At 72.5% G+C, this 22,310-nt stretch carries 23 protein-coding genes; 6 read left to right on the top strand and 17 right to left on the bottom strand.

Annotation, left to right across the window (positions count from 1 at the left end):
- Nucleotides 1-69 precede the first annotated feature (69 nt).
- Nucleotides 70-1,737 (bottom strand): FAD-binding dehydrogenase, encoded by a 1,668-nt coding sequence (locus tag IEV65_RS10195; protein WP_188430449.1) that lies wholly within the window; start codon nucleotides 1,735-1,737, stop codon nucleotides 70-72.
- Nucleotides 1,727-3,481 carry a GMC oxidoreductase gene (locus IEV65_RS10200; RefSeq protein ID WP_188430451.1) on the bottom strand — a complete coding sequence of 585 codons (1,755 nt, stop codon included), beginning with the start codon at nucleotides 3,479-3,481 and terminating at the stop codon, nucleotides 1,727-1,729. Before IEV65_RS10200 ends, IEV65_RS10195 begins: the two co-directional genes overlap by 11 nt.
- A 70-nt stretch (nucleotides 3,482-3,551) precedes the next feature.
- On the opposite strand from IEV65_RS10200, the gene IEV65_RS10205 reads away from it, so the two are divergent.
- Nucleotides 3,552-4,208: an RraA family protein gene (locus IEV65_RS10205; RefSeq protein WP_188430452.1), complete on the top strand. Its 657-nt coding sequence runs from the start codon at nucleotides 3,552-3,554 to the stop codon at nucleotides 4,206-4,208.
- 33 nt (nucleotides 4,209-4,241) lie between these two features.
- On the opposite strand, the gene IEV65_RS10210 is transcribed toward IEV65_RS10205, so the two are convergent.
- A complete protein-coding gene (locus tag IEV65_RS10210) occupies nucleotides 4,242-5,126 on the bottom strand; it encodes an NAD(P)H-hydrate dehydratase (RefSeq protein ID WP_188430454.1) in 885 nt (294 codons plus the stop codon).
- Nucleotides 5,123-5,896 carry a histidine phosphatase family protein gene (locus tag IEV65_RS10215; protein WP_188430456.1) on the bottom strand — a complete coding sequence of 258 codons (774 nt, stop codon included), beginning with the start codon at nucleotides 5,894-5,896 and terminating at the stop codon, nucleotides 5,123-5,125. The genes IEV65_RS10210 and IEV65_RS10215 overlap by 4 nt, the downstream gene beginning before the upstream one ends.
- 264 nt (nucleotides 5,897-6,160) lie before the next feature.
- Here IEV65_RS10215 and IEV65_RS10220 point away from each other — a divergent pair, with 264 nt between their 5' ends.
- Both IEV65_RS10220 and IEV65_RS10225 read left to right on the top strand, forming a co-directional pair.
- Nucleotides 6,161-6,502, top strand: coding sequence for a hypothetical protein (locus IEV65_RS10220; protein WP_188430458.1), 342 nt, complete (start codon nucleotides 6,161-6,163; stop codon nucleotides 6,500-6,502).
- A 21-nt stretch (nucleotides 6,503-6,523) separates the two neighbouring features.
- Entirely contained in the window at nucleotides 6,524-7,846 is a 1,323-nt protein-coding gene (locus IEV65_RS10225; protein ID WP_188430460.1) for a DUF2252 domain-containing protein, read from the top strand.
- Nucleotides 7,847-7,853: 7 nt separating this feature from the next.
- On the opposite strand, the gene dnaB is transcribed toward IEV65_RS10225, so the two are convergent.
- Nucleotides 7,854-9,224 carry a replicative DNA helicase gene (dnaB, locus tag IEV65_RS10230; RefSeq protein ID WP_188430461.1) on the bottom strand — a complete coding sequence of 457 codons (1,371 nt, stop codon included), beginning with the start codon at nucleotides 9,222-9,224 and terminating at the stop codon, nucleotides 7,854-7,856.
- A gap of 368 nt (nucleotides 9,225-9,592) precedes the next feature.
- On the opposite strand from dnaB, the gene IEV65_RS10235 reads away from it, so the two are divergent.
- Together IEV65_RS10235 and IEV65_RS10240 are read left to right on the top strand one after the other, a co-directional pair.
- On the top strand, nucleotides 9,593-10,900 hold the full coding sequence (locus IEV65_RS10235; protein ID WP_188430912.1) for an MATE family efflux transporter: 1,308 nt from the start codon (nucleotides 9,593-9,595) through the stop codon (nucleotides 10,898-10,900).
- Nucleotides 10,901-10,932: 32 nt separating this feature from the next.
- Nucleotides 10,933-11,466 (top strand): OsmC family protein, encoded by a 534-nt coding sequence (locus IEV65_RS10240; protein WP_229735174.1) that lies wholly within the window; start codon nucleotides 10,933-10,935, stop codon nucleotides 11,464-11,466.
- On the opposite strand, the gene IEV65_RS10245 is transcribed toward IEV65_RS10240, so the two are convergent.
- From IEV65_RS10245 to IEV65_RS10275, 7 genes are all read right to left on the bottom strand, one after another.
- Nucleotides 11,438-11,833, bottom strand: a complete 396-nt coding sequence (locus IEV65_RS10245; RefSeq protein WP_188430463.1) for an SRPBCC family protein — start codon at nucleotides 11,831-11,833, stop codon at nucleotides 11,438-11,440. The genes IEV65_RS10240 and IEV65_RS10245 overlap by 29 nt on opposite strands.
- A gap of 86 nt (nucleotides 11,834-11,919) precedes the next feature.
- The gene (gene mnhG / locus IEV65_RS10250; protein ID WP_188430464.1) at nucleotides 11,920-12,264 is read right to left on the bottom strand and encodes a monovalent cation/H(+) antiporter subunit G; all 345 of its coding nucleotides are present in this window, start codon (nucleotides 12,262-12,264) and stop codon (nucleotides 11,920-11,922) included.
- Nucleotides 12,261-12,581, bottom strand: coding sequence for a monovalent cation/H+ antiporter complex subunit F (locus IEV65_RS10255; protein WP_188430465.1), 321 nt, complete (start codon nucleotides 12,579-12,581; stop codon nucleotides 12,261-12,263). Before IEV65_RS10255 ends, mnhG begins: the two co-directional genes overlap by 4 nt.
- On the bottom strand, nucleotides 12,578-13,135 hold the full coding sequence (locus IEV65_RS10260) for a Na+/H+ antiporter subunit E (RefSeq protein WP_188430467.1): 558 nt from the start codon (nucleotides 13,133-13,135) through the stop codon (nucleotides 12,578-12,580). Before IEV65_RS10260 ends, IEV65_RS10255 begins: the two co-directional genes overlap by 4 nt.
- Entirely contained in the window at nucleotides 13,132-14,682 is a 1,551-nt protein-coding gene (locus tag IEV65_RS10265) for a Na+/H+ antiporter subunit D (protein ID WP_188430469.1), read from the bottom strand. The genes IEV65_RS10260 and IEV65_RS10265 overlap by 4 nt, the downstream gene beginning before the upstream one ends.
- Nucleotides 14,679-15,173 carry a Na(+)/H(+) antiporter subunit C gene (locus IEV65_RS10270; protein WP_188430470.1) on the bottom strand — a complete coding sequence of 165 codons (495 nt, stop codon included), beginning with the start codon at nucleotides 15,171-15,173 and terminating at the stop codon, nucleotides 14,679-14,681. The genes IEV65_RS10265 and IEV65_RS10270 overlap by 4 nt, the downstream gene beginning before the upstream one ends.
- Nucleotides 15,170-18,091 carry a Na+/H+ antiporter subunit A gene (locus tag IEV65_RS10275; protein ID WP_229735175.1) on the bottom strand — a complete coding sequence of 974 codons (2,922 nt, stop codon included), beginning with the start codon at nucleotides 18,089-18,091 and terminating at the stop codon, nucleotides 15,170-15,172. The genes IEV65_RS10270 and IEV65_RS10275 overlap by 4 nt, the downstream gene beginning before the upstream one ends.
- Before the next feature lie 97 nt (nucleotides 18,092-18,188).
- On the opposite strand from IEV65_RS10275, the gene IEV65_RS10280 reads away from it, so the two are divergent.
- Nucleotides 18,189-19,220 carry an SGNH hydrolase domain-containing protein gene (locus IEV65_RS10280; protein WP_188430472.1) on the top strand — a complete coding sequence of 344 codons (1,032 nt, stop codon included), beginning with the start codon at nucleotides 18,189-18,191 and terminating at the stop codon, nucleotides 19,218-19,220.
- On the opposite strand, the gene IEV65_RS10285 is transcribed toward IEV65_RS10280, so the two are convergent.
- The 5 genes from IEV65_RS10285 to rpsF form a co-directional block, all read right to left on the bottom strand.
- On the bottom strand, nucleotides 19,217-20,365 hold the full coding sequence (locus tag IEV65_RS10285) for an ATP-grasp fold amidoligase family protein (protein WP_188430474.1): 1,149 nt from the start codon (nucleotides 20,363-20,365) through the stop codon (nucleotides 19,217-19,219). The two genes, IEV65_RS10280 and IEV65_RS10285, sit on opposite strands and share 4 nt — an antisense overlap.
- Nucleotides 20,366-20,447: 82 nt before the next feature.
- Nucleotides 20,448-20,894: a 50S ribosomal protein L9 gene (rplI, locus tag IEV65_RS10290; protein ID WP_188430476.1), complete on the bottom strand. Its 447-nt coding sequence runs from the start codon at nucleotides 20,892-20,894 to the stop codon at nucleotides 20,448-20,450.
- Between the two features lie 27 nt (nucleotides 20,895-20,921).
- Nucleotides 20,922-21,158: a 30S ribosomal protein S18 gene (gene rpsR, locus IEV65_RS10295; protein ID WP_097189144.1), complete on the bottom strand. Its 237-nt coding sequence runs from the start codon at nucleotides 21,156-21,158 to the stop codon at nucleotides 20,922-20,924.
- A gap of 93 nt (nucleotides 21,159-21,251) precedes the next feature.
- The gene (locus IEV65_RS10300) at nucleotides 21,252-21,872 is read right to left on the bottom strand and encodes a single-stranded DNA-binding protein (protein ID WP_188430478.1); all 621 of its coding nucleotides are present in this window, start codon (nucleotides 21,870-21,872) and stop codon (nucleotides 21,252-21,254) included.
- Between the two features lie 40 nt (nucleotides 21,873-21,912).
- Nucleotides 21,913-22,200, bottom strand: coding sequence for a 30S ribosomal protein S6 (gene rpsF / locus IEV65_RS10305; protein WP_188430480.1), 288 nt, complete (start codon nucleotides 22,198-22,200; stop codon nucleotides 21,913-21,915).
- Between the last annotated feature and the right edge of the window lie 110 nt (nucleotides 22,201-22,310).

The raw sequence follows: 22,310 nt of genomic DNA on the forward strand, positions 1-22,310 counted from the left end.
CCTGTCCGGTCGAAGGGCACAACCGGACAGGCGTTAGTGCCACCGCCACCGGCAACAACGCCTGTCCGGTCAGAGGGCGTCGGCGACTGCGCGACCGGCGGCCCGGCCGGAGAGGAGGCAGCCGCCGAGGAAGGTGCCCTCGAGGGCGCTGTAGCCGTGCAGCCCGCCGCCACCGAACCCTGCGGCCTCGCCTGCGGCATACAGGCCGGGGACCGGAGCACCGTCCGGGCCGAGCGCGCGCGAGGAGAGGTCGGTCTGGAGGGCGCCCAGCGTCTTGCGCGTCAGGACGTGCAGCTTGACGCCGATGAGCGGCCCGGCCGCGGGGTCGAGCACCCGGTGCGGGGTGGCGACGCGCACCATCCGGTCGCCGCGGTAGCGCCGCGCGTCGCGGACGAGGCGCAGCTGCGCGTCCTTGCTGAACGGGTTGGCCAGCTCACGGTCGCGCGCCAGCACCTGCCGCTCGATCTCGGCGGGGTCGAGCAGGGGCGTGTCGGTCAGGGCGTTCATCTGGTCCACGAGCTCCGGGAGACGGTCGGCGACGACGAAGTCGGCGCCCCGCTCCATGAAGGCTGCGACCGGTGGGGGCGCGCCCTTGCCGAGCCGCGTCCTCACCATGAGCCTGAGGTCGCGGCCGGTGATGTCGGGGTTCTGCTCGGAGCCGGAGAGGGCGAACTCCTTCTCGATCATCTTCTGCGTGACGACGAACCAGGAGTGGTCGTGGTCGGCCAGCTCGGGCGTCGTGCGCAGGTGGCGCAGCGTCCCGCGCGTGTCGGCCCCCGGCAGGAACGGCGCCGGGAGCAGCCGGCCGAGGGCGTCGAACCACAGCGGCGACGGACCCGGGAGGATGCGGATGCCGTGCTGCGGCCAGATCGGGGCCCAGTTCTGGATCCCCTCGACGTAGTGCCACATCCGGTCCTGGTTGACCAGCCGCGCGCCGGCCTCGCGCGCGATGCCGATGCCGCGTCCGTCGACGTAGGCGGGCACGCCCGAGAGCATCCGGCGCGGCGGCCGGCCCAGCGCCTCGGGCCACAGCTCGCGCACCAGGTCGTGGTTGGCGCCGATCCCGCCGGTGGACAGCACGACCGCCCCGGCACGCAGCTCGAACCCGCCGACGACCTCGCGGCTGGAGGCGGCACCTCTGGGCGCTCCGTCGTCGGCCAGCACCGAGCCGCGGACGCCCACCACGGCCCCACCCTCGACGACCAGCTCGTCGACGCGGTGGCGGTGGCGGAAGGTAACCCGCCCCTGCCGCGCCCCCTCGAGGACGTCGTCGGCGAACGGCTTCACCACGCCCGTGCCGGTCCCCCAGGCGATGTGGAAGCGCGGCACCGAGTTGCCGTGCCCGTGCGCGCGACCGTCGCCACGCTCCGCCCAGCCCACGACCGGCGTGAACCGGATCCCCTTGCCCCGCAGCCAGTCGCGCTTCTCGCCGGCCGCCCACTCGACGTAGGCGCGGCCCCACCGCGCCGCCCAGCTGTCCTCGTCGTCGAGCCGGTCCCAGCCGGCGCTGCCCTGCCAGTCCTGCCACGCCAGCTCGACGGAGTCCTTCACGCCGAGCCGGCGCTGCTCGGGCGTGTCGACCAGGAAGAGGCCGCCGAAGGACCACCACGCCTGGCCGCCCAGGTTGGCCGCGTTCTCCTGGTCGAGGACCAGCACCCTCCGGCCGCGGGCCACCAGCTCGCTCGCGGCGACCAGGCCGGCGAGGCCCGCCCCGACGACGATGGCGTCAGCGTCCATCCCCTTCTCCTTGCTGGTATGCCGTGCGCGCGGGCGTGAGCGGGAGCCGCAGGGCGCCGGGCGCGGGGCCCGGCACCGCGGGCGAGCGGGGCGGGACCGGGCGTGTGACGGCATACCCCGAGCCCGGGGCCGGACGCGGGTCGGCCTCGCCGCGGTTGGGCCAGAGGGCCATCGCGCGCTCGGCCTGGGCGGTGATCGTCAGCGACGGATTGACGCCCAGGTTGGCGGAGAGCGCCGAGCCGTCGACGACGTGCAGGCCGGGGTAGCCGTGGACGCGGTGGTAGGGGTCGATGACGCCGCTCTCCGCGGTCGCGCCGATCGCGCACCCGCCGATGAAGTGCGCGGTGAGCGGGCGGCCGAACGGCTCGCCGATCGAGCCGCCCGGGTGGCCGCCCATGACCGCGGCCATCCGGCGCACCGCCTCGTTGGCGGCCGGGATCCACGTCGGGTTGGGCGCCCCGTGGCCCTGCCTGCTGCGCAGCACGCGCCGCCCGGTGAGGCGGCTGCGACCGAGGTAGGTCGTGAGCGAGTTGTCGACGGACTGCATCACCAGCGCGATGACGGTCCGCTCCGACCAGTGCCGCGGGTCGTAGAGGCGGGGCAGGACGCGCCGCTGCCGCCAGAGCTCGCGCAGCCAGGTCCGCCAGCGGGGTGTGCCCTCGACCTCGTCGGTGAGGACGGTCTGGAGGGCGTTCATGAGGTTGGAGCCGTGGCCGTAGCGCACCGGCTCGATGTGGGTCTGAGGGTCCGGGTGCATCGAGGAGGTGATCGCGACGCCGCGGCTGTAGTCGGGCCCGGCGCCGGAGCGGATCGCGCCGACGAGCGACTCGGAGTTGGTGCGGGACAGCGCCCCGAGCCGCGGTGACAGGTCGCGCAGGTCGCCGTCCGCCCGCATCCGGTGCAGCAGACGCTGGGTGCCCAGGGCCGAGGCGGCGAGGACGACGTGGTCGGCCGTGACCTCGTAGCTGACCCGGCGGATGGGGCGGGTGTCGCTGACGGTGACCCGGTAGCGCGGGCCGCTGCCAACCTCCGCGTCGGGGCGGACGCGCGTCACCGTCGAGAGCGCACGGACCTCGACACCCAGCCCCTCGGCGAGGTGGAGGTAGTTCTTGACCAGGGTGTTCTTGGCGTTGTGCCGGCAGCCGGTCATGCACTCGCCGCACCCGGTGCAGCCCGCGCGCACGGGACCGGCCCCGCCGAACCACGGGTCCTCCGACAGCTCGCCCGGCCCGTCGCCGAAGTGGACGCCCACGGGCGCGAGCCGGAAGGTGTGCCCGACGCCCATCTGCTCGGCGACCTCGCGCAGCACCTCGTCGGAGGCGGTGTGGGTCGGGTTGGTCACCACGCCCAGCATCCGCCGCGCCTGGTCGAGGTAGGGCGCGAGCTCGGCCCTCCAGTCCGTGATGTGCGCCCACTGCGGGTCGTCGTAGAAGTCGTCGAGCGGCTCGTAGAGCGTGTTGGCGTAGACGAGGGAGCCGCCGCCGACCCCGGCGCCGGAGAGGATCAGGGCGTCGTCGAGGGCGTCGATGCGCTGTATGCCGTAGCAGCCCAGTTCAGGCCGGAAGAGGTAGCGGCGCACGTCGAAGGAGGTGCGCGCGAAGTCCTCGTCGGCGAACCGCGCACCCGCCTCGAGGACGAGCACGTCATACCCCTTCTCCGCGAGGCGCAGGGCCGCGACGGAGCCGCCGAAGCCGGAGCCCACGACGACGACGTCGCGGTGCTCACGGGCGACGTCGGCTGGCATGGCGGAAACCTACCGTGAGGTAACCGGCACCGTCGAGAGGCGCCCGAGGGCCGGTGCGAGGATCGGGGGCATGACGACCCAGCCCCTCCTCGACCGGCTGAGCCGGCTCTCGACCACGAGCCTGGTGGACGCCTCCCCCGCGCTGCGCGTCCTGCCCACCACCGTCCGACCGGTGCGCGCGGGCAGTCGCGCGGTGGGCCGGGTGGTCACGGCGCGGGCCAACCGCGACCTGATGTCGGTGATCCACGGCCTGCGCGAGTCGGGTCCGGGCGACGTGCTCGTGGTCGACGCCGGCGGCGACGACCGGGCGGTCGCGGGCGAGCTGTTCGCCACCGAGGCCCAGCGCCGCGGGCTGGCGGCGCTCGTCATCCTCGGGCGCTGCCGTGACAGCGCCACCCTGACCGGGCTGACGATGCCCGTCTGGGCGACCGGCGTCGCCCCTCACGCGTATGCCGCACGCGCCCTCCCCGAGACCGGCGTCACCCTCGACCTGGCCGGGGTCCGTGTCGACCCCGGGGAGCTGCTCGTCGGCGACGACGACGGGCTCGTCGTGGGCTCGGTCGCGGACCTCGAGGCGGCGGTGGAGGTGGCCGAGGCGATCGAGGCGCGCGAGAAGCAGCTGCAGGCGCGGATGCTGGAGGGCGCCTCGCTCTTCGACGTCATGAACTACGACGAGCACCTCGCGGCGCTGCGGGACGGCCGCCCGGGCGGTCTGGCCTTCGGCTGACGCCCGGCCGAGCCCGGACCTCGGCCGCGCAGCTCACTCCTCGAGCTCGGAGAGCAGCAGCGGCACCTGGGGACCCAGCTCGCGCGCCAGGAAGCCCTGCCTGCCCAGCCGGGCGGTGAGCCGGTCCCCGGCGGACCCGTGGAGGTGAGCGCCCCAGACCGCGGCCTGGCACGGCTGCGCACCGCGCCCCAGCAGCCCGACGACGAGCCCGGCCCGGACGTCGCCCGAGCCGGCGGTGCCGAGTCCCGGACCCCCGACGGAGCCCTGCCAGGACCGGCCGTCCGGGTGGGCGGTCCACGTGACGTCGCCCCCGGCGCACACGCAGACGCCGGTGCGGGCCGCCAGCCGGAGCGCGGCCTCGCGCACGTCCTGGTCGACCTTGTCCTGCTCCCACCCGAGCGTCTCGGCGAGCTCGCGGGTGTTGGGCGTGAGCACGGCCCGCCCCTGCAGGTGCTCCAGGCACGCCGGGTCGGCGGTGACCGCGGCGAGCGCGAGCGCGTCGAGCACGACCGGGATCCTCAGGACGGGCAGCATCCGGGAGACCAGGTCGGCGGCGGTGTCGGGATCCTGCAGTCCGGGCCCGACGAGCACCGCCTCGCACCCTGGGGCGAGCTGCTCCACGACCTGGACGACGTCGGGCGTGAGGTCGCCGCCCTCCTCCTCGGCGACGCCGCGCACCATCATCTCCGGCATGGCGACCGCGAGCGCGGTCGCGGCCGACGCCACGGTCACCACCTGCACCTTGCCGGCGCCGACGCGCAGCGCCGCCTCGGCGGCCAGCCGCACCGCGCCGGGGGTGTCCCGGCTGCCGCCCACCACGAGCACACGACCGCGCGACTCCTTGTCACGGCCCAGGGCCGGCAGCGGCCAGGCACGCAGGAGGTGCGGGGTGACGACCTCTGGGGCGGGCCGGCTCACTCCTCGCGCTCCTCGGTGCCGTGGGAGGGCTCGTGCGTGACGTGCTCGCCGGCGCGGTCGACGGCCGTGGTGTCCCCGTAGGAGACGAGCACCAGCCCGCCCTCCTTCTGGACGTAGGTGGTCATCGAGCAGTTGGCCAGCGGGGTCTTCTTGTCGGCGGTCAGCACCTCGGACTCCTCGAGGCCCTCGATCGCCACCCTGAAGGCCATGATCGTGGCCTGGTGGGAGAACACGCTGAGCCGCTCCCCGGCATACCTCTCCTGCAGCTCCAGGAGCACCTGCCGCACCCGCAGGGCCACGTCGGCCCAGCTCTCGCCGCCCGGCGGGCGGTAGTAGAACTTGCCCACGCGGCTGCGCCGCTCGGACTCCTGGGGGTAGTCCTTCTGGATGCCGATCCACGTCAGGCCGTCGAAGGCACCGAGGTCGCGCTCACGCAGGCGCTCGTCGACCGCGAGCGGCACGTCGAGGCCCTCGACCGCGATCTCCGCGGTCTGCCGGGCCCTTCGGTATGGCGAGCTCGCCACCGCCGTCGGTCGCGCGTCGTCGGCGAGGGTGCGCAGGTAGTCGCGGACCGCACGGGCCTGCTGCACGCCGGTGTCGGAGAGGGGGACGTCCGCGTCGCGGACGTCCAGGTCCAGGCGCGTCTCCTTGGCCTGCAGGGCGGCGCGGTCGGCGAGGTTGCCCATGCTCTCCCCGTGACGCACCAGCATGAGGCTGGCGACACCCCGCTCCCGGGAGGCCTTGTCGAGTGACTCGTATCGCGGCGTCATGCTGCGATGGTGCCAAGAATGCGGGCATGGAGCAGGTCGAGCGCGCAGGGGCGGACTCTGCGCGGGCCTTGTGCAGTGCTGTGGTGTCACAAGAGTTGCCCTGGCGACCCATGTGTCACGACAGAGATGCACAAGGCGCGATCCAGCCGCGTCCAGGACGATGGTCATGAGGTCGACGGCGTCCTGCCGGATCGGCTCGTGGCACCTGCCCGGCGGGGCGAACGTCCGTAGAGTGGCTGTCACCCGACGCGCTGAGGAGACGAGATGCGAGAGCTCATGCCGGAAGATCGAGACGAGGACGACGTGCCCGTGGGCTCCTCCACCGGTGCGAATGACGACCGGACCACCCTCACCGAGACGGGCCAGGCCCAGCGCAAGCTCGAGCCTGAGGGCGCCGGCCAGGGCGCAGGTGCCGAGGGGTGGAGCGATCCGGCCGACGAGAACCTGATCCAGCTGCCCATCGGGGCCGAGTTCGGGATGGACCACGAGCCCACCGCCCCGGAGCGGGAGGACCTGGTCCGGTTCGCGGCGGAGGCGAACCGGGAGCTGCACGGTCAGGACGAAGCGCAGGACGACGACGGGGCCGGTAGAACGGCCTCCGCGTAGAGCACGGTCTAGGGTCCACTCATGTCGCAGACCCGGTCGGACGGCGCCCGCAGCCGCGTCGTCGTGGACGTGCTCCACGACGCCTTCGGCGAGGCGATGAGGGGAGCGCCCGCGGCATACCGGACGAAGTTCCGCAGCATGGCGCACGACCCGCACTCCTTCTACCGGGGATCAGCGCCGCTCTTCTACCGTGACGTCGTCCGGCTCGAGGCGCCGTGGGTCGACGAGCGCTCCTCGCGGATCTGGGTGCACGGTGACCTGCACGTCGAGAACTTCGGGACGTACCTCGACTCGGCCGGGCGCCTGGTCTTCGACGTGAACGACTTCGACGAGGCCTACGTCGGGCACTACACCTGGGACCTGCTGCGGTTCGCGACGTCGCTGGCGCTCCTGGGATGGCAGAAGGCGCTTCCGGACGAGGAGGTGAGCGGCCTGGTGCAGACCTACGTGCGCTCCTACCTTCGGCAGGTCAACCACTACCTCGACACCCCGGACGACACCGAGTTCGCGCTGCGTCTCGACAACGCCAAGGGGGCGGTGCTCGGCGTCCTGCAGCAGGCCCGCGAGACGCGTCGCGTCGACCTGCTCGACTCGCTGACCGTCGTCGAGGACCACCGACGCGTGTTCACCGAGGGCGGCGGGAGGCGCCACCTCGGGAAGGACGAGCGCGCGAAGGTCCTCGACGCCTTCGATCGCTACCTCCCGTCGATCCCCGATGACAAGCGGAGCCGGATCCCGGTCTTCTACGACGTGCGCGACGTGGTGCTCACGCAGACGCACGGCATCGGCAGTGCCGGTCAGACGAGCTACAACCTGCTGCTGGAGGGCCACAGCCAGGCCCTCGAGAACGACGTCGTCGTGCAGATGAAGCAGGCGAGCGTGCCCGCGCTGAGCCGGTTCGTCGACAGCGAGGCGGTGGAGGGTGCGTTCGAGCACGAGGCGCACCGGACCGTGGTCAGCCAGCGGGCCCTCCAGGCCCACACCGACGCACTGCTCGGGCACACGACAGTCGACGGCGTCGGGTTCGTCGTCTCCGAGGTCTCGCCCTACGAGCTGGGTCTGCCGTGGGCCGACCTCACCGAGCCCGAGGAGATCGGCGTCGTCGTGCGGCAGCTCGGGCAGGCCACGGCCAAGATCCACTGCGCCTCCGACGAGGACAGCGAGCAGGACCTCGTGGACTTCCAGGTCGAGGAGGCTGTCGCGGCGTCGGTCGAGGGCGGGCGGACCGAGTTCATGGAGTGGGTGGCCGCGAGAGGTATGGAGTATGCCGCGCAGGTGCGCGCCGACCACGCGCACTTCGTCGAGGCGTTCCGGGCGGGGCGGTTCGGTCTAGGCGCGGTGTGAGTGATCGTCAGAAATTGCTCGCCATGTTGGTGAACCGGCTGTAGTGACCCTGGAACGCCACGACCACCGTGTCGGTCGGGCCGTTGCGGTGCTTGGCCACGATCACGTCCGCCTCGCCCTCGCGTGGTGACTCCCGCTCGTAGAGGGACTCCCGGTGCAGCAGGATGACCACGTCAGCATCTTGTTCGATCGAGCCCGACTCGCGAAGGTCGCTCATCTGCGGCTTCTTGTCCGTACGCTGCTCAGGACCACGGTTGAGCTGCGACAGCGCGATCAGCGGCACCTCGAGCTCCTTGGCCAGCAGCTTGAGCGCACGGGAGAACTCCGCGACCTCCTGCTGACGTGACTCGACGCGCTTGCCCGAGCTCATCAGCTGCAGGTAGTCGACGATCACCATCTTGAGGTTGTGCCGCTGCTTGAGGCGGCGGCACTTGGCGCGGATCTCCATCAGCGACATGTTGGGCGAGTCGTCGATGAACAGCGGCGCGTCGTGGATCCGCCCCTGCGTCTCCGCGAGCTTGGTCCAGTCGCGGTCGCGCATGTTGCCCTTGCGCATGTTCTGCAGCGGGATCTCCGACTCCGCCGACAGGAGGCGCATCGCGATCTCGGTGCGGCTCATCTCCAGGGAGAAGACGACGGTCGCCAGCTTGTGCTTGATGGCAGCCGCCCGAGCAACGTCTAAAGCGAAGGTGGATTTTCCCACGGCCGGCCTCGCCGCCACGATGATCATCTGCCCCGGGTGCAGGCCGTTCGTGAGCTCGTCGAGGTCGGTGAAGCCGGTGGGCACGCCCACCATCTCCCCCGTCGACGACGCGTTGTGCTCGATCTCGTCCGTCGCCGCCGGGATCAGGTCGCCCAGCGCGTGGTAGTCCTCGCCGCCGCGCTTGTCGGCCACGGCATACACCTCGGCCTGGGCCTGGTTGACGATCTCCTCGACGTCTCCCCCGCCGTAGCCGATCTGCACGATCCGCGTGCCCGCCTCCACGAGGCGCCGCAGCACGGCGCGCTCGGCCACGATCTCGGCGTAGTAGGCCGCGTTCGCGGCCGTCGGCACCTGGGCGATGAGCTGGTGCAGGTATGCCGTGCCACCCACCCTCGCGAGGTCACCGCGCTTGGTCAGCTCGTCCGAGACGGTGATGGCGTCGACGGGCTCGCCCCGGCCGAACAGGTCGACGATCGCCTCGTAGATGCGCTCGTGGGCCGGCCGGTAGAAGTCGACCGGCTTGACGACCTCCGAGCACTCCCCGATCGCGTCCTTGGACAGCAGCATCGCGCCGAGCGCGCTCTGCTCCGCGGCGACGTCCTGCGGCGGCAGACGCTCCTCGGGCGGGGTCCCCGAGCCCCCGCCGTACGCCTGCTCGAGCTCGCTCAGCGACATGCACCCTCCAGCTTGCTCGACCGACCCGAACCGACGAGGCCAAGACCATCACGGACCACCGACACACCTCTGTGCGACCCCCCGAGGAAGGCGTGAAGACATGTCATCCGCGACACCGTACGTCCGCTGCCCCCGCAGCTCAACGTGCCCTGTGGACGAGGTGTGCACAACGTGTGGAGGCGTCGTGGACCGGGTGGCCACTGCCGGTGGACAGCTGTCGACAGCCCTGTGGACGACGGACCAATTTCCTCGACGTCAGCCGGGCTGACCTGCGCCGACACCACCCACAGCCTGTGGAGAAAAACTTCTTTGGCAGACTCTGCCCGGTGACCACACCTCCGCCTCCCGCGCCCCGACCCGGCCCGGAGATGCGGCGTGAGGTGCTCCGCCTCGCGGTCCCCGCCTTCCTTGCCCTGGTGGCCGAGCCGCTCTTCCTCCTCGCCGACTCGGCGATCGTCGGCTTCCTCGGCACCACCTCTCTCGCGGGCCTCGGTGTCGCCAGCGCGGTGCTGCTCACGGCGGTCAACATCTTCGTCTTCCTGGCCTACGGCACCACGGCCGTGGTCGCCCGCCGCCTCGGGGCCGGTGACCAGGCCGGCGCCCTCTCGGCGGGTGTCGACGGCCTGTGGCTGTCCCTCGTCCTCGGCTTCCTCGCAGCCGTCGGCGTCGCCCTCTGGGCGCACCCGCTCGTCGAGGTCTTCGGCGCGACGCCCGGGGCGACCACCGAGGCGGTGACGTACCTGCGGGTCTCGACCCTCGGCATACCTCCGATGCTGGTCGTCCTGGCCGCCACCGGGGTGCTCCGAGGACTGCAGGACACCCGCACGCCGCTCGTCGCGGCGGTCGTCGGCTTCACCGCCAACGCGGCCCTCTCCCTCCTGCTCGTCCACGGCGTCGGCCTCGGCATCGCGGGGGCGGCGTGGGGCACGGTCATCGCGCAGTCCGGTATGGCGATCGCGCTCGTCCTGGTCGTGCTGGGCGGCGCCCGCGGGCTGGGCGCCTCGCTGCGCTTCCATGCGGCCGGCGTGCTGCGCGCCGCGCTCGGCGGCGTCCCGCTGCTGGTGCGCACCCTGTCGCTGCGCGCGGTGCTGCTGCTCACCACGTGGGTCGCGGCCGGTCTGGGGGTGGCCGAGCTCGCGGCCCACCAGGTCGCGATGACGGTGTGGAGCGCGCTGGCCTTCGCACTCGACGCGCTGGCGATCGCGGCCCAGGCGCTCACCGGTCGCTCGCTCGGGGCGGGAGACGTCGCCGGGACCAGGGCGGTGACCTGGATGATGGTCCGCTGGGGCGTGTGGTTCGGCCTGGCGCTGGGTGCGCTGATCGTCGCGCTGCACCGGGTGCTGCCCTACGGCTTCACCACCGACGCCGAGGTCCGGGCGGCCCTGGCGGCGGCCCTGCTCGTCGTCGCGGTGGGGCAGCCGGTGTCCGGGGTGGCGTTCGTGCTCGACGGCGTGCTCATCGGCGCTGGGGACGCCCGCTGGCTGGCGGTGGCGCAGACCCTGTTCCTGCTCGCCTACCTGCCGATGGTGCTCGGCGTCTGGTCCTCCGGCGTGGTCGGTGTCGCGGGGCTGGTGTGGCTGTGGGTGGCGTTCACCGGGTTCATGGCCGTGCGCGCGGCCGGCCTGCTGTGGCGGGCCCGGGGCGACGCCTGGCTGGTCACCGGCGCGGGCCGCTGACGCACATGCCCCGCGAGTGCGACGATCACCGGGTGAGCCAGCCCGAATCCCCCGCCGCCGCCCTCCGCGCCCGCCAGCGTCCCCTCAAGGATCGTTACCAGCAGGATCCCGCCTCCGCCCTGACGCCGAGCACCGCCACGGCGAGGGTGGACCAGGCCGCCCTCACCGCGACGGTGGCGACCTCGGCCGGTGACGTCGTGGCCGGGCTGCACCCGGCGACCGGCGGGGACGGCACGCAGGCCTGCTCCGGCGACATCCTCCTCCAGGCGCTCGTGGCGTGCGCCGGCGTCACCCTCTCGTCCGTCGCGACCGCCATGGGGATCGAGCTGCGCCTCGCGACGGTCACGGCGAACGGCACATGGGACGCGCGCGGCACACTGGGCGTCGACCGGGACGCACCCGTCGGGCTGACCGGCGTCGACCTGGTCTTCGACCTCGACACGGACGCTGCGCCCGACAAGGTCGACCGGCTCCTCGAGCTGACGGAGCGCTACTGCGTCGTGGCCCGCACCCTCGCCGAGCCGCCCGCCCTCACGGTCAGAAGGTCGACTCCAGCAGCCCCTTGAGCTGGTCCAGGTCGGCCTCGACGCGTGCGCAGTCGCGCTCGAAGTCCTCGTCGGTGAGGTCGAGCTGGCGCACCGTGAAGACGACCTCAGCGCCGTGCGGGTGGCTCAGCACCCGGAAGTGGTTGGTCACCGTCTGTCCCGAGGGCAGGGTCACGTCGTGGTCGAGCACCCCGAGGTCGTTGTCCGGCACGAACACGACCCGGACCTGACCCATCGGCGACTCCACGAGGAGCGCCTCCCCCTCCTGGACGATGTCGCCGGCCGCCAGGCCCGCCGCCCAGGCCGGCAGGTTGGCCGGGTTGGAGGCGAACTCGTAGACCTCACGTGGGCTCTCGGCGATCTCCCGGCTGAGGTGGCGGCTGCGCATGCCAGCAGCGTCCCACAGATGGGCTGCGACGGGCAGGTGTGGCGACGGGCAAGGTGAGGCGACGGGCAGGTCAGGCGACGGTGGCGTCAGGCCTCCGGCCTGCGGTGCCGCCGCCCGAGGTGGATGTCTGCCGGGGCGACCTGCCCGGTCCGGAACCCCGCGCGGCCGACCATGTGCGCGCCGGCGGGGATCGTGAGCAGCTGGAAGAGGGCGATGAGGAGCAGCATCCCGACGTCGAGGCCGCTGCGGGTGCGCAGTCCGACGCCGAGGATCACGAGGAGCACCCCGAGCACCTGCGGCTTGGTGCCGGCGTGCATCCGGGTCAGCAGGTCGGGGAAGCGCAGCAGGCCGATCGAGGCGGCCAGGCACAGCAGCGCCCCGAGGAAAAGGCACACCAGCCCCAGGAGGTCAGCGACGTCGGTCCAGCTCATCGGCCCGTCCCGTCCTCGTCGTAGGGCGCGGAGGCGTCGGGGTCGCGGTCCCGGGCCACGAAGCGGGCCACGGCCACCGACCCCATGAAACCCACCAGGGAGAGCGAGATGAGCAGCGGCAGCGCGGCAGACCCGCTCGACAGGGCGGCGTGGGCCCCGAGCGCGCAGAGCACGATCGAGACGAGCACGTCGCTGGCGACGACCCGGTCGAGCACGCTCGGACCGATCGTGATGCGCGCCAGGGTGAGCAGCGCGGAGGTCGCGAGCAGCATCCCGACGGCCCAGGACAGGACCACCTCGAGCTGGTCCAGGCTCATTCGTCCACCGTCCCCTCGTCGCGGCCTCGCCGCGGGTCGAGCTGACCGGCGGGGTCCGGGTGCAGCGCGCGCAGGACCCGGGCCTCCTGCCCGAGGACCCGCCAGCGCACCTGCTGCGCCTGCCGCGGCGTGGTGACGCCCAGCGCGTGCAACGTCAGCAGCCGCTCCCCCGGATCCAGGTCGATGACCACCGTGCCGGGCACGAGCGCCACCATCTCCGCCGTCATCGTCTGCAGCAGCTCGTCGTCGCCGGCCAGCTCGATGTCGAGGACGACACCGCGCACCGGCGGCCCCGGCCGCACCGCCAGCCAGGCCACGTGGAAGGAGGACACCACGACGTCGAGGAGGAAGCGCAGGACGAGCACCGCCAGCGGCCACGGCCGTGGCCGCAACGCGATCGTCACCCGCGGCAGCGGGAAGGCCAGCAGGATCAGCACGGCCACCACCAGACCGCCGACGATCGTCAGCGGGGAGAAGCTGCCCCACAGCAGCACCCACACGAGGGTGAGCCAGAGCACCCCGGGCAGGGAGACCCGGCGTCCGGCGGCGGTCACGGCATACCTCCCTGGAGGACGGCCACCACGTAGGGCTCCCGCAGGGCGAGGTCGACCGCCGCCCGGGTCGTCACGTCGTAGAGCGGCCCGGCAGCGAGGGTGATCCCCACCCCGACGACGACGATGGCGATGGTCGGGACGAGCACGCCCAGCCCGAGCGCCTCGTGGTGCCCGCCCCGCAGCGGCCCCTGCCCGGTGATGCCCTCCGGGTTCTCCGACCAGAAGGCGCGCCCCCAGACCCGGGCGACGGCATACAGGGTCAGCAGGGAGGTCAGGACGGAGGCGCCGACCACGGTCAGCGGCAGCCAGCCCCCCTCCGCGACGCCCGCCTGGACGAGTCCGACCTTGCCGAGGAAGCCGCTGAACGGCGGGATGCCCGCGAGGTTCATGGCCGGGATGAAGAAGAGCACACCGACGATCGGCGAGATGCGCGCGAGGTCGCCGAGCCGGGCGGTGTCGGTCGAGCCGCCGACCCGCTCCACGAGACCCGTGACGAGGAACAGGGTGGTCTGCACGAGGATGTGGTGCAACGTGTAGAAGATCGCCGCGGCGAGCCCGGCCGTGCTGCCGACGGCGATGCCGAAGAGCATGAAGCCGATGTGGCTGACGAGCGTGTAGGACAGCATCCGCTTGATGTCGTCCTGGGCGATGGCGCCGAGGATGCCGAAGATCATGGTCAGCAGCGCCGCCCACAGCAGCAGGTCGTCGAAGCGCGAGTGCGGGAAGAGCAGCGTCTGGGTCCGGATGATGGCGTAGATGCCGACCTTGGTGAGCAGGCCGGCGAAGACCGCCGTGACCGGCGCGGGCGCGGTCGGGTAGGAGTCCGGCAGCCACCCCGACATCGGGAAGACCGCCGCCTTGACGGCGAAGCCGATGAGCAGCAGCAGGTGCAGCAGACCGACCGTGCCCGGGTCGATGTCGCCAAGCCGCTGGGAGAGCAGGGCCAGGTTGACGGTGCCGGTGCTGGCGTAGACCAGCCCGATCGAGACCAGGAAGATCATCGAGGACAGCAGACTGACCAGGACGTATGTCGTGCCTGCCCGGACCCGCTCGGGCGTGCCGCCGAGGGTGAGGAGCACGAAGCTCGCGGCCAGCAGCATCTCGAAGCCGACGTAGAGGTGGAACAGGTCCCCGGAGATGAACGTCGTCGTGACACCCGCGGCGAGGACGAGGATCGAGGGGTGGAAGACCGGCAGCGGCGAGTGCCCGTCGCTCTCGTCGTCGAAGCTGCTCTGCCCCTGGCCGATCGAGTAGCCCAGGACCGCCATCGTCACCGTCGTGGACACGATGACCATGAGCGCGGCGAGGCGGTCGACGACCAGGACCACGCCCTCCCACGGCAGCCACCCGCCGACGAGCATGACCTGCGGCCCGATCCGGTCGGCCGCGACGAGCAGGACCGCGGCGGCCACGAGCATCGCGCCGAGCACGGTGAGGCTGACCGCGCGCTGGATCGCCGTGCGGCCCGCCGCCGCCAGTGTCAGGCCGGCCCCGATGAGCGGGAGCACCACGAGCAGCGGGACGACCCAGGAGTATGCCGAGATCACCGCCCGACCCCCTTCTCGTGCTCCTCCGGCGGCGGGGGCGCCACCTCCTCGTGGAAGCGGCTCTCGGTGCGCGCGCCCTCGGCCTGGATCGCCTCGGCGGTCTCCCTCGCGGTCGGGACGGAGCCGAGGTTGTCGGTCTCGGCCAACTCCAGGATGCGGCGGGACTCGGCGTCGTCGCGGACGAGGTCGAGGCCGTCCAGCTGACGGCTGCGGTGGGCCAGGGCCAGCACGAACGCCGTCATCCCCAGGGTGATGACGATGGCGGTGAGGACGAGCGCCTGCGGCACCGGGTCGGCCATCACTCCCTCGGAGTGCCCGACGATCGGGGGCTGCCCGGCGGGACCGGAACCCACGATGAACAGCAGGTTGATGCCGTTGCCCATGAGCAGGAAGCCCATCAGCGCCCGGACCAGGGAGCGCGAGAGGAACAGGTAGACGCCGGTGCCGATGAGCGTGCAGGCGACCAGCAGCAGGGTCAGGTTGGGGCTCACCGGCTCACCTCCTCCGTCCGGTCGGCGCCGGCGCTCTGCTCGGCCCGGATCTGGCTGTCGACGCCCGATCCCAGGCTGCGCAGGATGTCGAGCATGAGGCCCAGGACGACGAGGTAGACGCCGACGTCGAACAGCAGCGAGGTCACCACGTGCACGTCACCGAGCAGGGGCACGTGCACGTCGGCGATCCAGGTCCGCAGCGCCGGCGACCCGAAGAACATCGGCAGCACCGCGGAGCCGCCGGCGATGAAGAGCCCGGTGCCCAGCAGGACCGGAGGCATGACGGGCAGGGCCGCGCGCAGCTCGGCGCCGTAGCCGGCGAGGTAGCGCAGGCACAGCGCCAGCCCGGCGACGATGCCCGCGGCGAAGCCTCCGCCCGGCAGGTTGTGCCCGGAGAAGAGCAGGTAGACCGACCACAGCACGATCGTGTGGAAGACCAGGTGGGTGACGATCTCGAGGATCGTGGACCGGCGCCGCTGGTCGACGAGGTCGCCGCCGGGGATCCACGGCATACCGGAGGGCTCCTGCCCCTCGCGCCGGACGGGACGACCCCGCTCGCCACGCACCTTGCGCAGACCCACGCGCACCCGCTCGAGGTTCTCGTCGGTGAGGAAGATCAGGCTGGCGACGCCGGTAGCGCACGCGAGGATGACCGACAGCTCTCCCATCGTGTCCCAGGCCCGGACGTCGACGAGGATCACGTTGACGATGTTGTAGCCGCCGCCGTAGTCGACCGCCCTGGGCGCCAGCCCGGCACCCGCCGGCTCGTGGACCCGGGACCCGGCCGCCACGAGCGTCGCACCACCGAGCACGACCGCGACCGCCGCGCCCAGCAGGGCGCGCAGCCGCCGCGTCATCACGGTGGGGTCGTCGGGGAAGCGCCCGGAGAGCCGGCGCAGCACGAGCACGAGGACGACGAGCGAGACCGTCTCGACGAGCACCTGGGTGAGGGCCAGGTCCGGTCCGCCGTGCAGGAGGAAGAGGTAGGCCGTGCCGTAGCCGGTGACGCTGACGAGGAAGACCGCCCGCAGTCGGCGCCGCGCGCGGGCCGCGAGCACCGCGGCGGCGACGACGATGATCCCGGCCGCCACCTGGGCCGGTCCGTCGGCCGGCGTCACCGAGTCGGGCAGGTCCGTGCGGTCCAGCAGCATCCACGAGCCGGGCAGCGCCACCAGGACGACGAAGATCGTGCCGAGCAGCACGGGGAGCGAGCCGCGCTGGAGGAAGCCGGTCGACTCGAGGGCGAGCCGGTCCAGCCCGCGCATCAGGTGGTGGTAGGTCCGGCCGGCGTCGAACGGCACCAGCGGCACGGGCACCTCGACCGGCCGCCGTGCCTGCGCCGACCACCACAGACCGCCCGCCAGCCAGATCCCGACCGACACCAGCAGCGGCGCGCTCACCCCGTGCCAGAGCCCGAGGTGGACCGGGTGCGCGTCGGCCACGTGGGACACGGTCACGACGTGCGGCTCGACGACGCCCTCGAGGGTGGTCGAGGTGACGCCGAGCACGATCCCCAGCACGGAGAGCAGCCCGGGCACGGCGACCAGCACCCAGGTCGGCCGGTGCCACCGGGGCGGACCAGGCTTGCCCACCGGCGGGCGCGCCCGGTCGGTGAAGGCCCCCCAGACGAACCGCACGGAGTATGCCGTCGTCATCACCGAGCCGAGGACGACCACCACGGCGGCCGCGCCCCGGAGGGACCACCAGCCGTCGGCCGGGTCGAGCAGCGCGGCGATCGCCGCCTCCTTGCCGACGAAGCCGATCAGCACGGGCAGCCCGGCCATCGACATGGCGGCCAGGGTGGCGGAGAGCGCCAGCCAGGGCATCTTCTGGCGGATCCCGACCAGGCGTCGGATGTCGCGGGTGCCGGTGGCGTGGTCGATCGTGCCGACCGTGAGGAAGAGGCAGGCCTTGAAGAGGGCGTGGGCGACCAGGAGCGTCAGCCCGGCCAGGGTCGCGCCCGGGCTGCCGTAGCCGAGCAGCACGACGAGGAACCCGAGCTGGCTGACCGTGCCGTAGGCCAGGAGCAACTTGAGGTCGGTCTGCCGCGTCGCGCGGAAGGCTCCCAGCAGCATCGTCGCGCCGCCGAGGACCAGGACGGTGAACTGCCAGGCCGGCAGGGCGGCATACCCCGGGGCGAGGCGGGCGACGAGGTAGACGCCGGCCTTGACCATCGCGGCCGCGTGCAGGTAGGCGCTGATGGGGGTGGGGGCGACCATGGCGCCGGGCAGCCAGAAGTGGAAGGGCACGAGCGCCGACTTGGTCACCGCACCAGCCAGGAGCAGGACCACGCCCACCGTGACGGCGGTCCCGGTCGGCGGGTCGGCCAGGAGCTCGCTGACGCGGTAGGTCCCGCCCGCGTGCCCGAGCAGCACGATGCCGACGAGCATCGCCAGCCCGCCGGCGGTGGTGACGACGAGCGCCTGCTTGGCGGCGCGCGTGGCGGCCGAGCTCGTCGAGTGGTAGCCGATGAGCAGGTAGCTCAGGACGGTGGTGATCTCCCAGAAGACGTAGAGCATCAGCAGGTCGTCGGCCGTGACCACGCCGAGCATGGCGCCGGCGAAACCGACGAGACAGCCCGCGAGCACGGACACCCGACCGTGGTCGTCGTCGTCGACGTAGTGCGAGCAGTAGACCAGGACCAGCGCCCCGACGCCGGCGACGACGAGCGTCATCACCCACGCGAGGGTGTCGAGGCGGAACGCCAGGTCGATCCCGAGGTCGTCGACCCAGGTCACGCTCTGGACCAGACCACCGGTCCGGGGGTCGGTCGCGCCGCTCAGCTGCGCCGCTGCCCACACGACGGTGGCGGCGGGCGCGAGGGCGACGACCAGGAAGGCCCGGGGGCCGAGGAGACGCACGAGGGTGGGCGCGGCGACCGCGGCGACCAGGTGACCCAGGACGAGAACAGCGATCACGGGGCCCTCCTCCGGGTGGTCGCTGACGTGGGTCCCCCGATCCTACCGGGCGGAGGGAGGGCGTGATCCTCACCCGTGGCGCGTACGCTGTCCCGCCGTGACCCCGACGTACCGACCCCCGGGCCGGCGCCCGCTCGCGACGGCGCTGCTCCTCGTCGTGGTCGCCCTGGTGGGCGCGTGCTCCTCGGCGCCGTCCGGTCCGGGGGCCGTGGCGCTGTCGGTCCCCGCCTCGCGCGGGACGGGTCAGCCCGAGCTGCTCGACGACCCCGCCGCCGCCTACACCTCGTCCGGCACTGTCGTGCCCGCACCGGCCCGGGCCCCCAAGGACACCCCCGTCGCCTACCCGGACGGGTGCCAGGTCGCGCCCGAGGTGGTGACCGTCCCCCCCGAGGACGAGTGCGTCTACGGCGAGCCCGGCTCGGACGTCGAGGTGGCCCTGGTCGGCGACTCCAAGATGCTCCAGTGGTTCTCGGCGGTCGAGGCCGTGGCCGAGGTCGAGGGCTGGCGGGTGAAGGTCTACACCAAGTCCGCCTGCGGCTTCACCACGAGCGGCCAGTACGACGAGTGCCTGACCTACAACGCCGCGCTGCGCTCGCACCTGGCCGACGGGGAGCGCACGCCCGACCTCATCCTCACCTCGCTCGGCGACCGGGCCGAGAGCCTGGGTGCCGAGCTGGCCGACAACCTCGCGCCGGCCGTGCGCGCGGGTGCTCAGGTCGTCCTCGTCGCGGACAACCCCGTGGGCGAGAAGGAGGAGTGGGTCGACGGTCAGCCGTGGTACACCTGCGTGGCCGAGCACCCGGACGAGTACGGCACCTGCTCCTTCAGCGAGCGCGCGGGTCGCGGGACCGCCTCGATCGAGGAGGCGCACGCCCAACTGGAGGGCTCGACGCTGGTCGACCTCACCCGCTGGATCTGCCCGCCGGGCACGGCCGTGCCCGGCGCCCCGGACGAGCAGCCTCGCTGCCCCCTGGTCATCGGCGGCGTGCTCGTGCTGCGCGAGGGCAGCCACCTGACCGACTCCTACGTCCGCACCCTGACCCCCTACCTGCACGCCGCACTGGCCGAGGCGGGGATCGCTCGGACACCGGTCGAGGAGATCGCCTGGGACGTGAGGCTCGGCGACTAGCGCGAGCGCTGGGCGACCGACTCCGCGTCCGGGGTGCGGATCGCGTGCGCACCGTAGGTCAAGGTCGGCGGACGACCTGCCCTGAGGTCGCGGTGGAGCCGGTAGGCCGCCTCCTCCCAGAGCTGACCCAGCCTTGCGTCGTGCACGGCCGTGTAGACCTGCGGCCCACCGGGGGTGATCGTCAGCTCGCCGAACCAGAGGCCGTCCGGACGGTCGTAGAGGTCAACCCGGACGAAAGGCACCGGCGCCGCGACCGAGAGGGCGCGGGCCGCCTCCACACACTCGCGCAGGCGCGTCGGGACGGGCAGGGTGGGGTCGACCTCGTTCGTGGCGCTCACCGCGCCGAGGTCGTGCCCCTCGGCGTCGAGGTATCGCCAACGGGCACCCCTGCTGTCTCCGTGCCGACGCACCCCCCTGACGAGGACCTGCCCGACCTCACCGTAGAAGGCGTAGACCTTGATGTCGTGCGGCAGCGACTCACCCTCGAGCGGCATGAGCTCCTCGGCGAAGAACGGGCCCGCCAGGGAGCCGGCGTCCGCACGCTCGCGGAGCTGGCCGACGAAGCGCCTGGGGGCGTAGGCGCGCTTCTGGCCGACGAGGCGATATCCGTCACCTTCGCGCCGCAGCGGCAGCACGCCGCGGCCTGCGGCGCCGCGGTCGCTCTTGAGGACGACATCGTCCGGGAGCGCATCCCAGTCGATCTCCTCCGGTGTCTCCCAGAGACCGTAGATCCGGGGCACCCTCAGCCCGTGGCTCTCGGCCAGGCGGTACATCGCCAGCTTCCGGTTCATGCCGACCCGGACGTCGGTGGCGTCTCGCGCCTGACGAGCCCTGTTGATGTCGCGGCGCCACATGGCCATCTGCGCGAGGTGGCTGGGCAGGCCCAGCAGCCGCCGAGCCTCCTCCGTCAGCTCCGAGCCCGCCTCCGGCACCGATCCCTGTGACGGAGCCAGCAGCTGCAGCTGCGCGGCGCGCTGCTTGCTCAGGTTGCGGTGGTAGGTCAGCTTGCGCTGCAGGGTGTCGACCTGCTTCTCCAGCTCGGCGACCCGACGCTCCGACTGCCCCGAGCGCGACCACCACGGCCTCAGGCGCCACGTCCTCAGGCGCGTTCCCCACGCGCTCGTGCCATTCTGCACGTTCCCCATGCGCCGGGACCCTACCCTGCCGGGCGCACAGCACAGGGCCCCGGCCACCGTGCGGCGGTGACCGGGGCCCTCAGGGTGATGCTCAGGCGGCTACGACGTCGACCTTCACGTCGGCGGACACGTCGTCGTGCAGGCGCACGTGGACGGTGTGGGTGCCGAGCGTGCGGATCGGGGTGGTGACCTCGATGCGGCGCTTGTCGACCTGCGGGCCGCCGGCGGCGACGATCGCCTCGGCGATCTCCGTCGGGGTGACCGCGCCGAAGAGGCGACCGCCCTGGCCGGCGCGCGCCGGCACGGTGACGGTGGTGCCCTCGAGCGAGGCCTTGGCGGCGGCTGCGTCCTCGGCGGTCTTCAGGGCACGCTTCTCGCGGCCCTTGGTGATCGCCTCGACCTGCTTCTGGCCGCCCTTGGTCCAGGCGGTCGCCACCTTGCGGGGCAGCAGGAAGTTGCGGGCATAGCCGTCCTTGACCTCGACGACGTCACCGGCGACGCCGAGACCCGAGACGGGCTGGGTGAGAATCAGCTTCATGGCTGGTGTCCTTTCGGCTGATCCGGCTCAGCGAGCCGAGCTGGAGTAGGGCAGCAGCGCCATCTCACGCGCGTTCTTCACGGCGTTGGCGATGCGGCGCTGCTCCTGGACGGAGACACCGGTCACGCGACGAGCGCGGATCTTGCCGCGGTCGGAGATGAACTTGCGCAGCAGCGCGGTGTCCTTGTAGTCGATCGCCTCGATCTTGGCGGACTTCAGCGGGTTCGCCTTCTTCTTGGGCTTACGCACAACGGGCTTGGCCATCGTGGTGCTCTCCCCTTTCGTGAGAGCCCGAGCTGTGCTCGGGATGGGTTGTTCTTCTGGGTGTGCCCGGTGAGGGCTGAGAGATCAGGTGGATCAGAACGGGGGCTCGTCGTAGGACGGGGCCCCGCCCCAGCCACCACCCTGGCCGCCGCCGGCGTTGCTCGCGCCACCGGTGGCCCACGGGTCGGACTCGGGAGCGCGCTGACCGGACTGCTGGCCGCCGGGCGCGCCGCCCTGCTGACCACCGGTCTGCTGACCGCCCTGGTTGCCCCAGCCGCCCTGGTTGCCCTGGGGGCTCTGGCCACCGCCGGGCTGGCCGCCCTGACGGTTCCAGTCGCCGCCGCCCTGACGCTGCGCCTTGGTCACCTGGGCCGTGGCGTAGCGGAGGGACGGGCCGACCTCGTCGACCTGCATCTCCATGACGGTGCGGTTCTCGCCCTCCGGCGTCTGCCAGGAGCGGGACACCAGACGACCGGTGACGATGACGCGGTCACCGCGGTGCAGCGACTCCGTCGCGTGCTCCGCAGCCTCACGCCACACCGAGCACCGCATGAACAGCGTCTCGCCGTCCTTGAAGTCGTTGGCCTGACGGTCGAACGTGCGCGGGGTGGACGCCACCGTGAAGTTGGCGACGGCCGCACCGCTGGGGGTGAAGCGCAGCTCGGGGTCGGCGGTCAGGTTGCCGACGACGGTGATGGGGGTCTCTCCGGCCATGTGTCGTCCTTGATCCGTGATCCGTGGTGGGGGGTGCGACTCAGGCGTCGCGGCGGAGCAGCTTGGTCCGCAGGACGGTCTCGTTGAGACCGAGCTGGCGGTCGAGCTCCTGGGCGGTCGCGGGCTCGGCGGTCATCATGACCACCGCGTAGATCCCCTCGGCCTGCTTCTTGATCTCGTAGGCCAGCCGGCGGCGACCCATGACGTCGATCTCGTCGACAGAGCCACCCTCCTTCGGCACGACGGCGAGCAGCTTCTCCAGGTTGGTCTGGAGGTTACGCTCGTCGGTCTCGGGGTCGAGGATGATCATCAGCTCGTACTGACGCATGCGTGAACCCACCTCCTTCGGTCTTGGCGGTCACGGTCTCTCCGTGACAGGAGGGCTACATACGGTGCGCTCACCCACCCCCACCCTGCCAGGTCCGGACCGGACCCGCA

The sequence above is a fragment of the Ornithinimicrobium tianjinense genome (genome assembly GCF_014636495.1).
Classification (GTDB): Bacteria; Actinomycetota; Actinomycetes; order Actinomycetales; family Dermatophilaceae; genus Ornithinicoccus; species Ornithinicoccus tianjinensis.

Excerpts from the sequence above, each read along its gene's own strand:
- mnhG (WP_188430464.1), bottom strand. The coding sequence starts at position 12,264 with ATGAGCTGGACCGACGTCGCTGACCTCCTGGGGCTGGTGTGCCTTTTC.
- IEV65_RS10245 (WP_188430463.1), bottom strand. The coding sequence starts at position 11,833 with ATGCGCAGCCGCCACCTCAGCCGGGAGATCGCCGAGAGCCCACGTGAG.
- dnaB (WP_188430461.1), bottom strand. The coding sequence starts at position 9,224 with ATGTCGCTGAGCGAGCTCGAGCAGGCGTACGGCGGGGGCTCGGGGACC.
- IEV65_RS10285 (WP_188430474.1), bottom strand. The coding sequence starts at position 20,365 with ATGGGGAACGTGCAGAATGGCACGAGCGCGTGGGGAACGCGCCTGAGG.
- IEV65_RS10300 (WP_188430478.1), bottom strand. The coding sequence starts at position 21,872 with ATGGCCGGAGAGACCCCCATCACCGTCGTCGGCAACCTGACCGCCGAC.
- IEV65_RS10195 (WP_188430449.1), bottom strand. The coding sequence starts at position 1,737 with ATGGACGCTGACGCCATCGTCGTCGGGGCGGGCCTCGCCGGCCTGGTC.
- rpsR (WP_097189144.1), bottom strand. The coding sequence starts at position 21,158 with ATGGCCAAGCCCGTTGTGCGTAAGCCCAAGAAGAAGGCGAACCCGCTG.
- IEV65_RS10200 (WP_188430451.1), bottom strand. The coding sequence starts at position 3,481 with ATGCCAGCCGACGTCGCCCGTGAGCACCGCGACGTCGTCGTCGTGGGC.
- rplI (WP_188430476.1), bottom strand. The coding sequence starts at position 20,894 with ATGAAGCTGATTCTCACCCAGCCCGTCTCGGGTCTCGGCGTCGCCGGT.
- IEV65_RS10225 (WP_188430460.1), top strand. The coding sequence starts at position 6,524 with ATGTCGCAGACCCGGTCGGACGGCGCCCGCAGCCGCGTCGTCGTGGAC.
- IEV65_RS10215 (WP_188430456.1), bottom strand. The coding sequence starts at position 5,896 with ATGACGCCGCGATACGAGTCACTCGACAAGGCCTCCCGGGAGCGGGGT.
- IEV65_RS10235 (WP_188430912.1), top strand. The coding sequence starts at position 9,593 with ATGCGGCGTGAGGTGCTCCGCCTCGCGGTCCCCGCCTTCCTTGCCCTG.
- IEV65_RS10255 (WP_188430465.1), bottom strand. The coding sequence starts at position 12,581 with ATGAGCCTGGACCAGCTCGAGGTGGTCCTGTCCTGGGCCGTCGGGATG.
- IEV65_RS10205 (WP_188430452.1), top strand. The coding sequence starts at position 3,552 with ATGACGACCCAGCCCCTCCTCGACCGGCTGAGCCGGCTCTCGACCACG.
- rpsF (WP_188430480.1), bottom strand. The coding sequence starts at position 22,200 with ATGCGTCAGTACGAGCTGATGATCATCCTCGACCCCGAGACCGACGAG.
- IEV65_RS10220 (WP_188430458.1), top strand. The coding sequence starts at position 6,161 with ATGCGAGAGCTCATGCCGGAAGATCGAGACGAGGACGACGTGCCCGTG.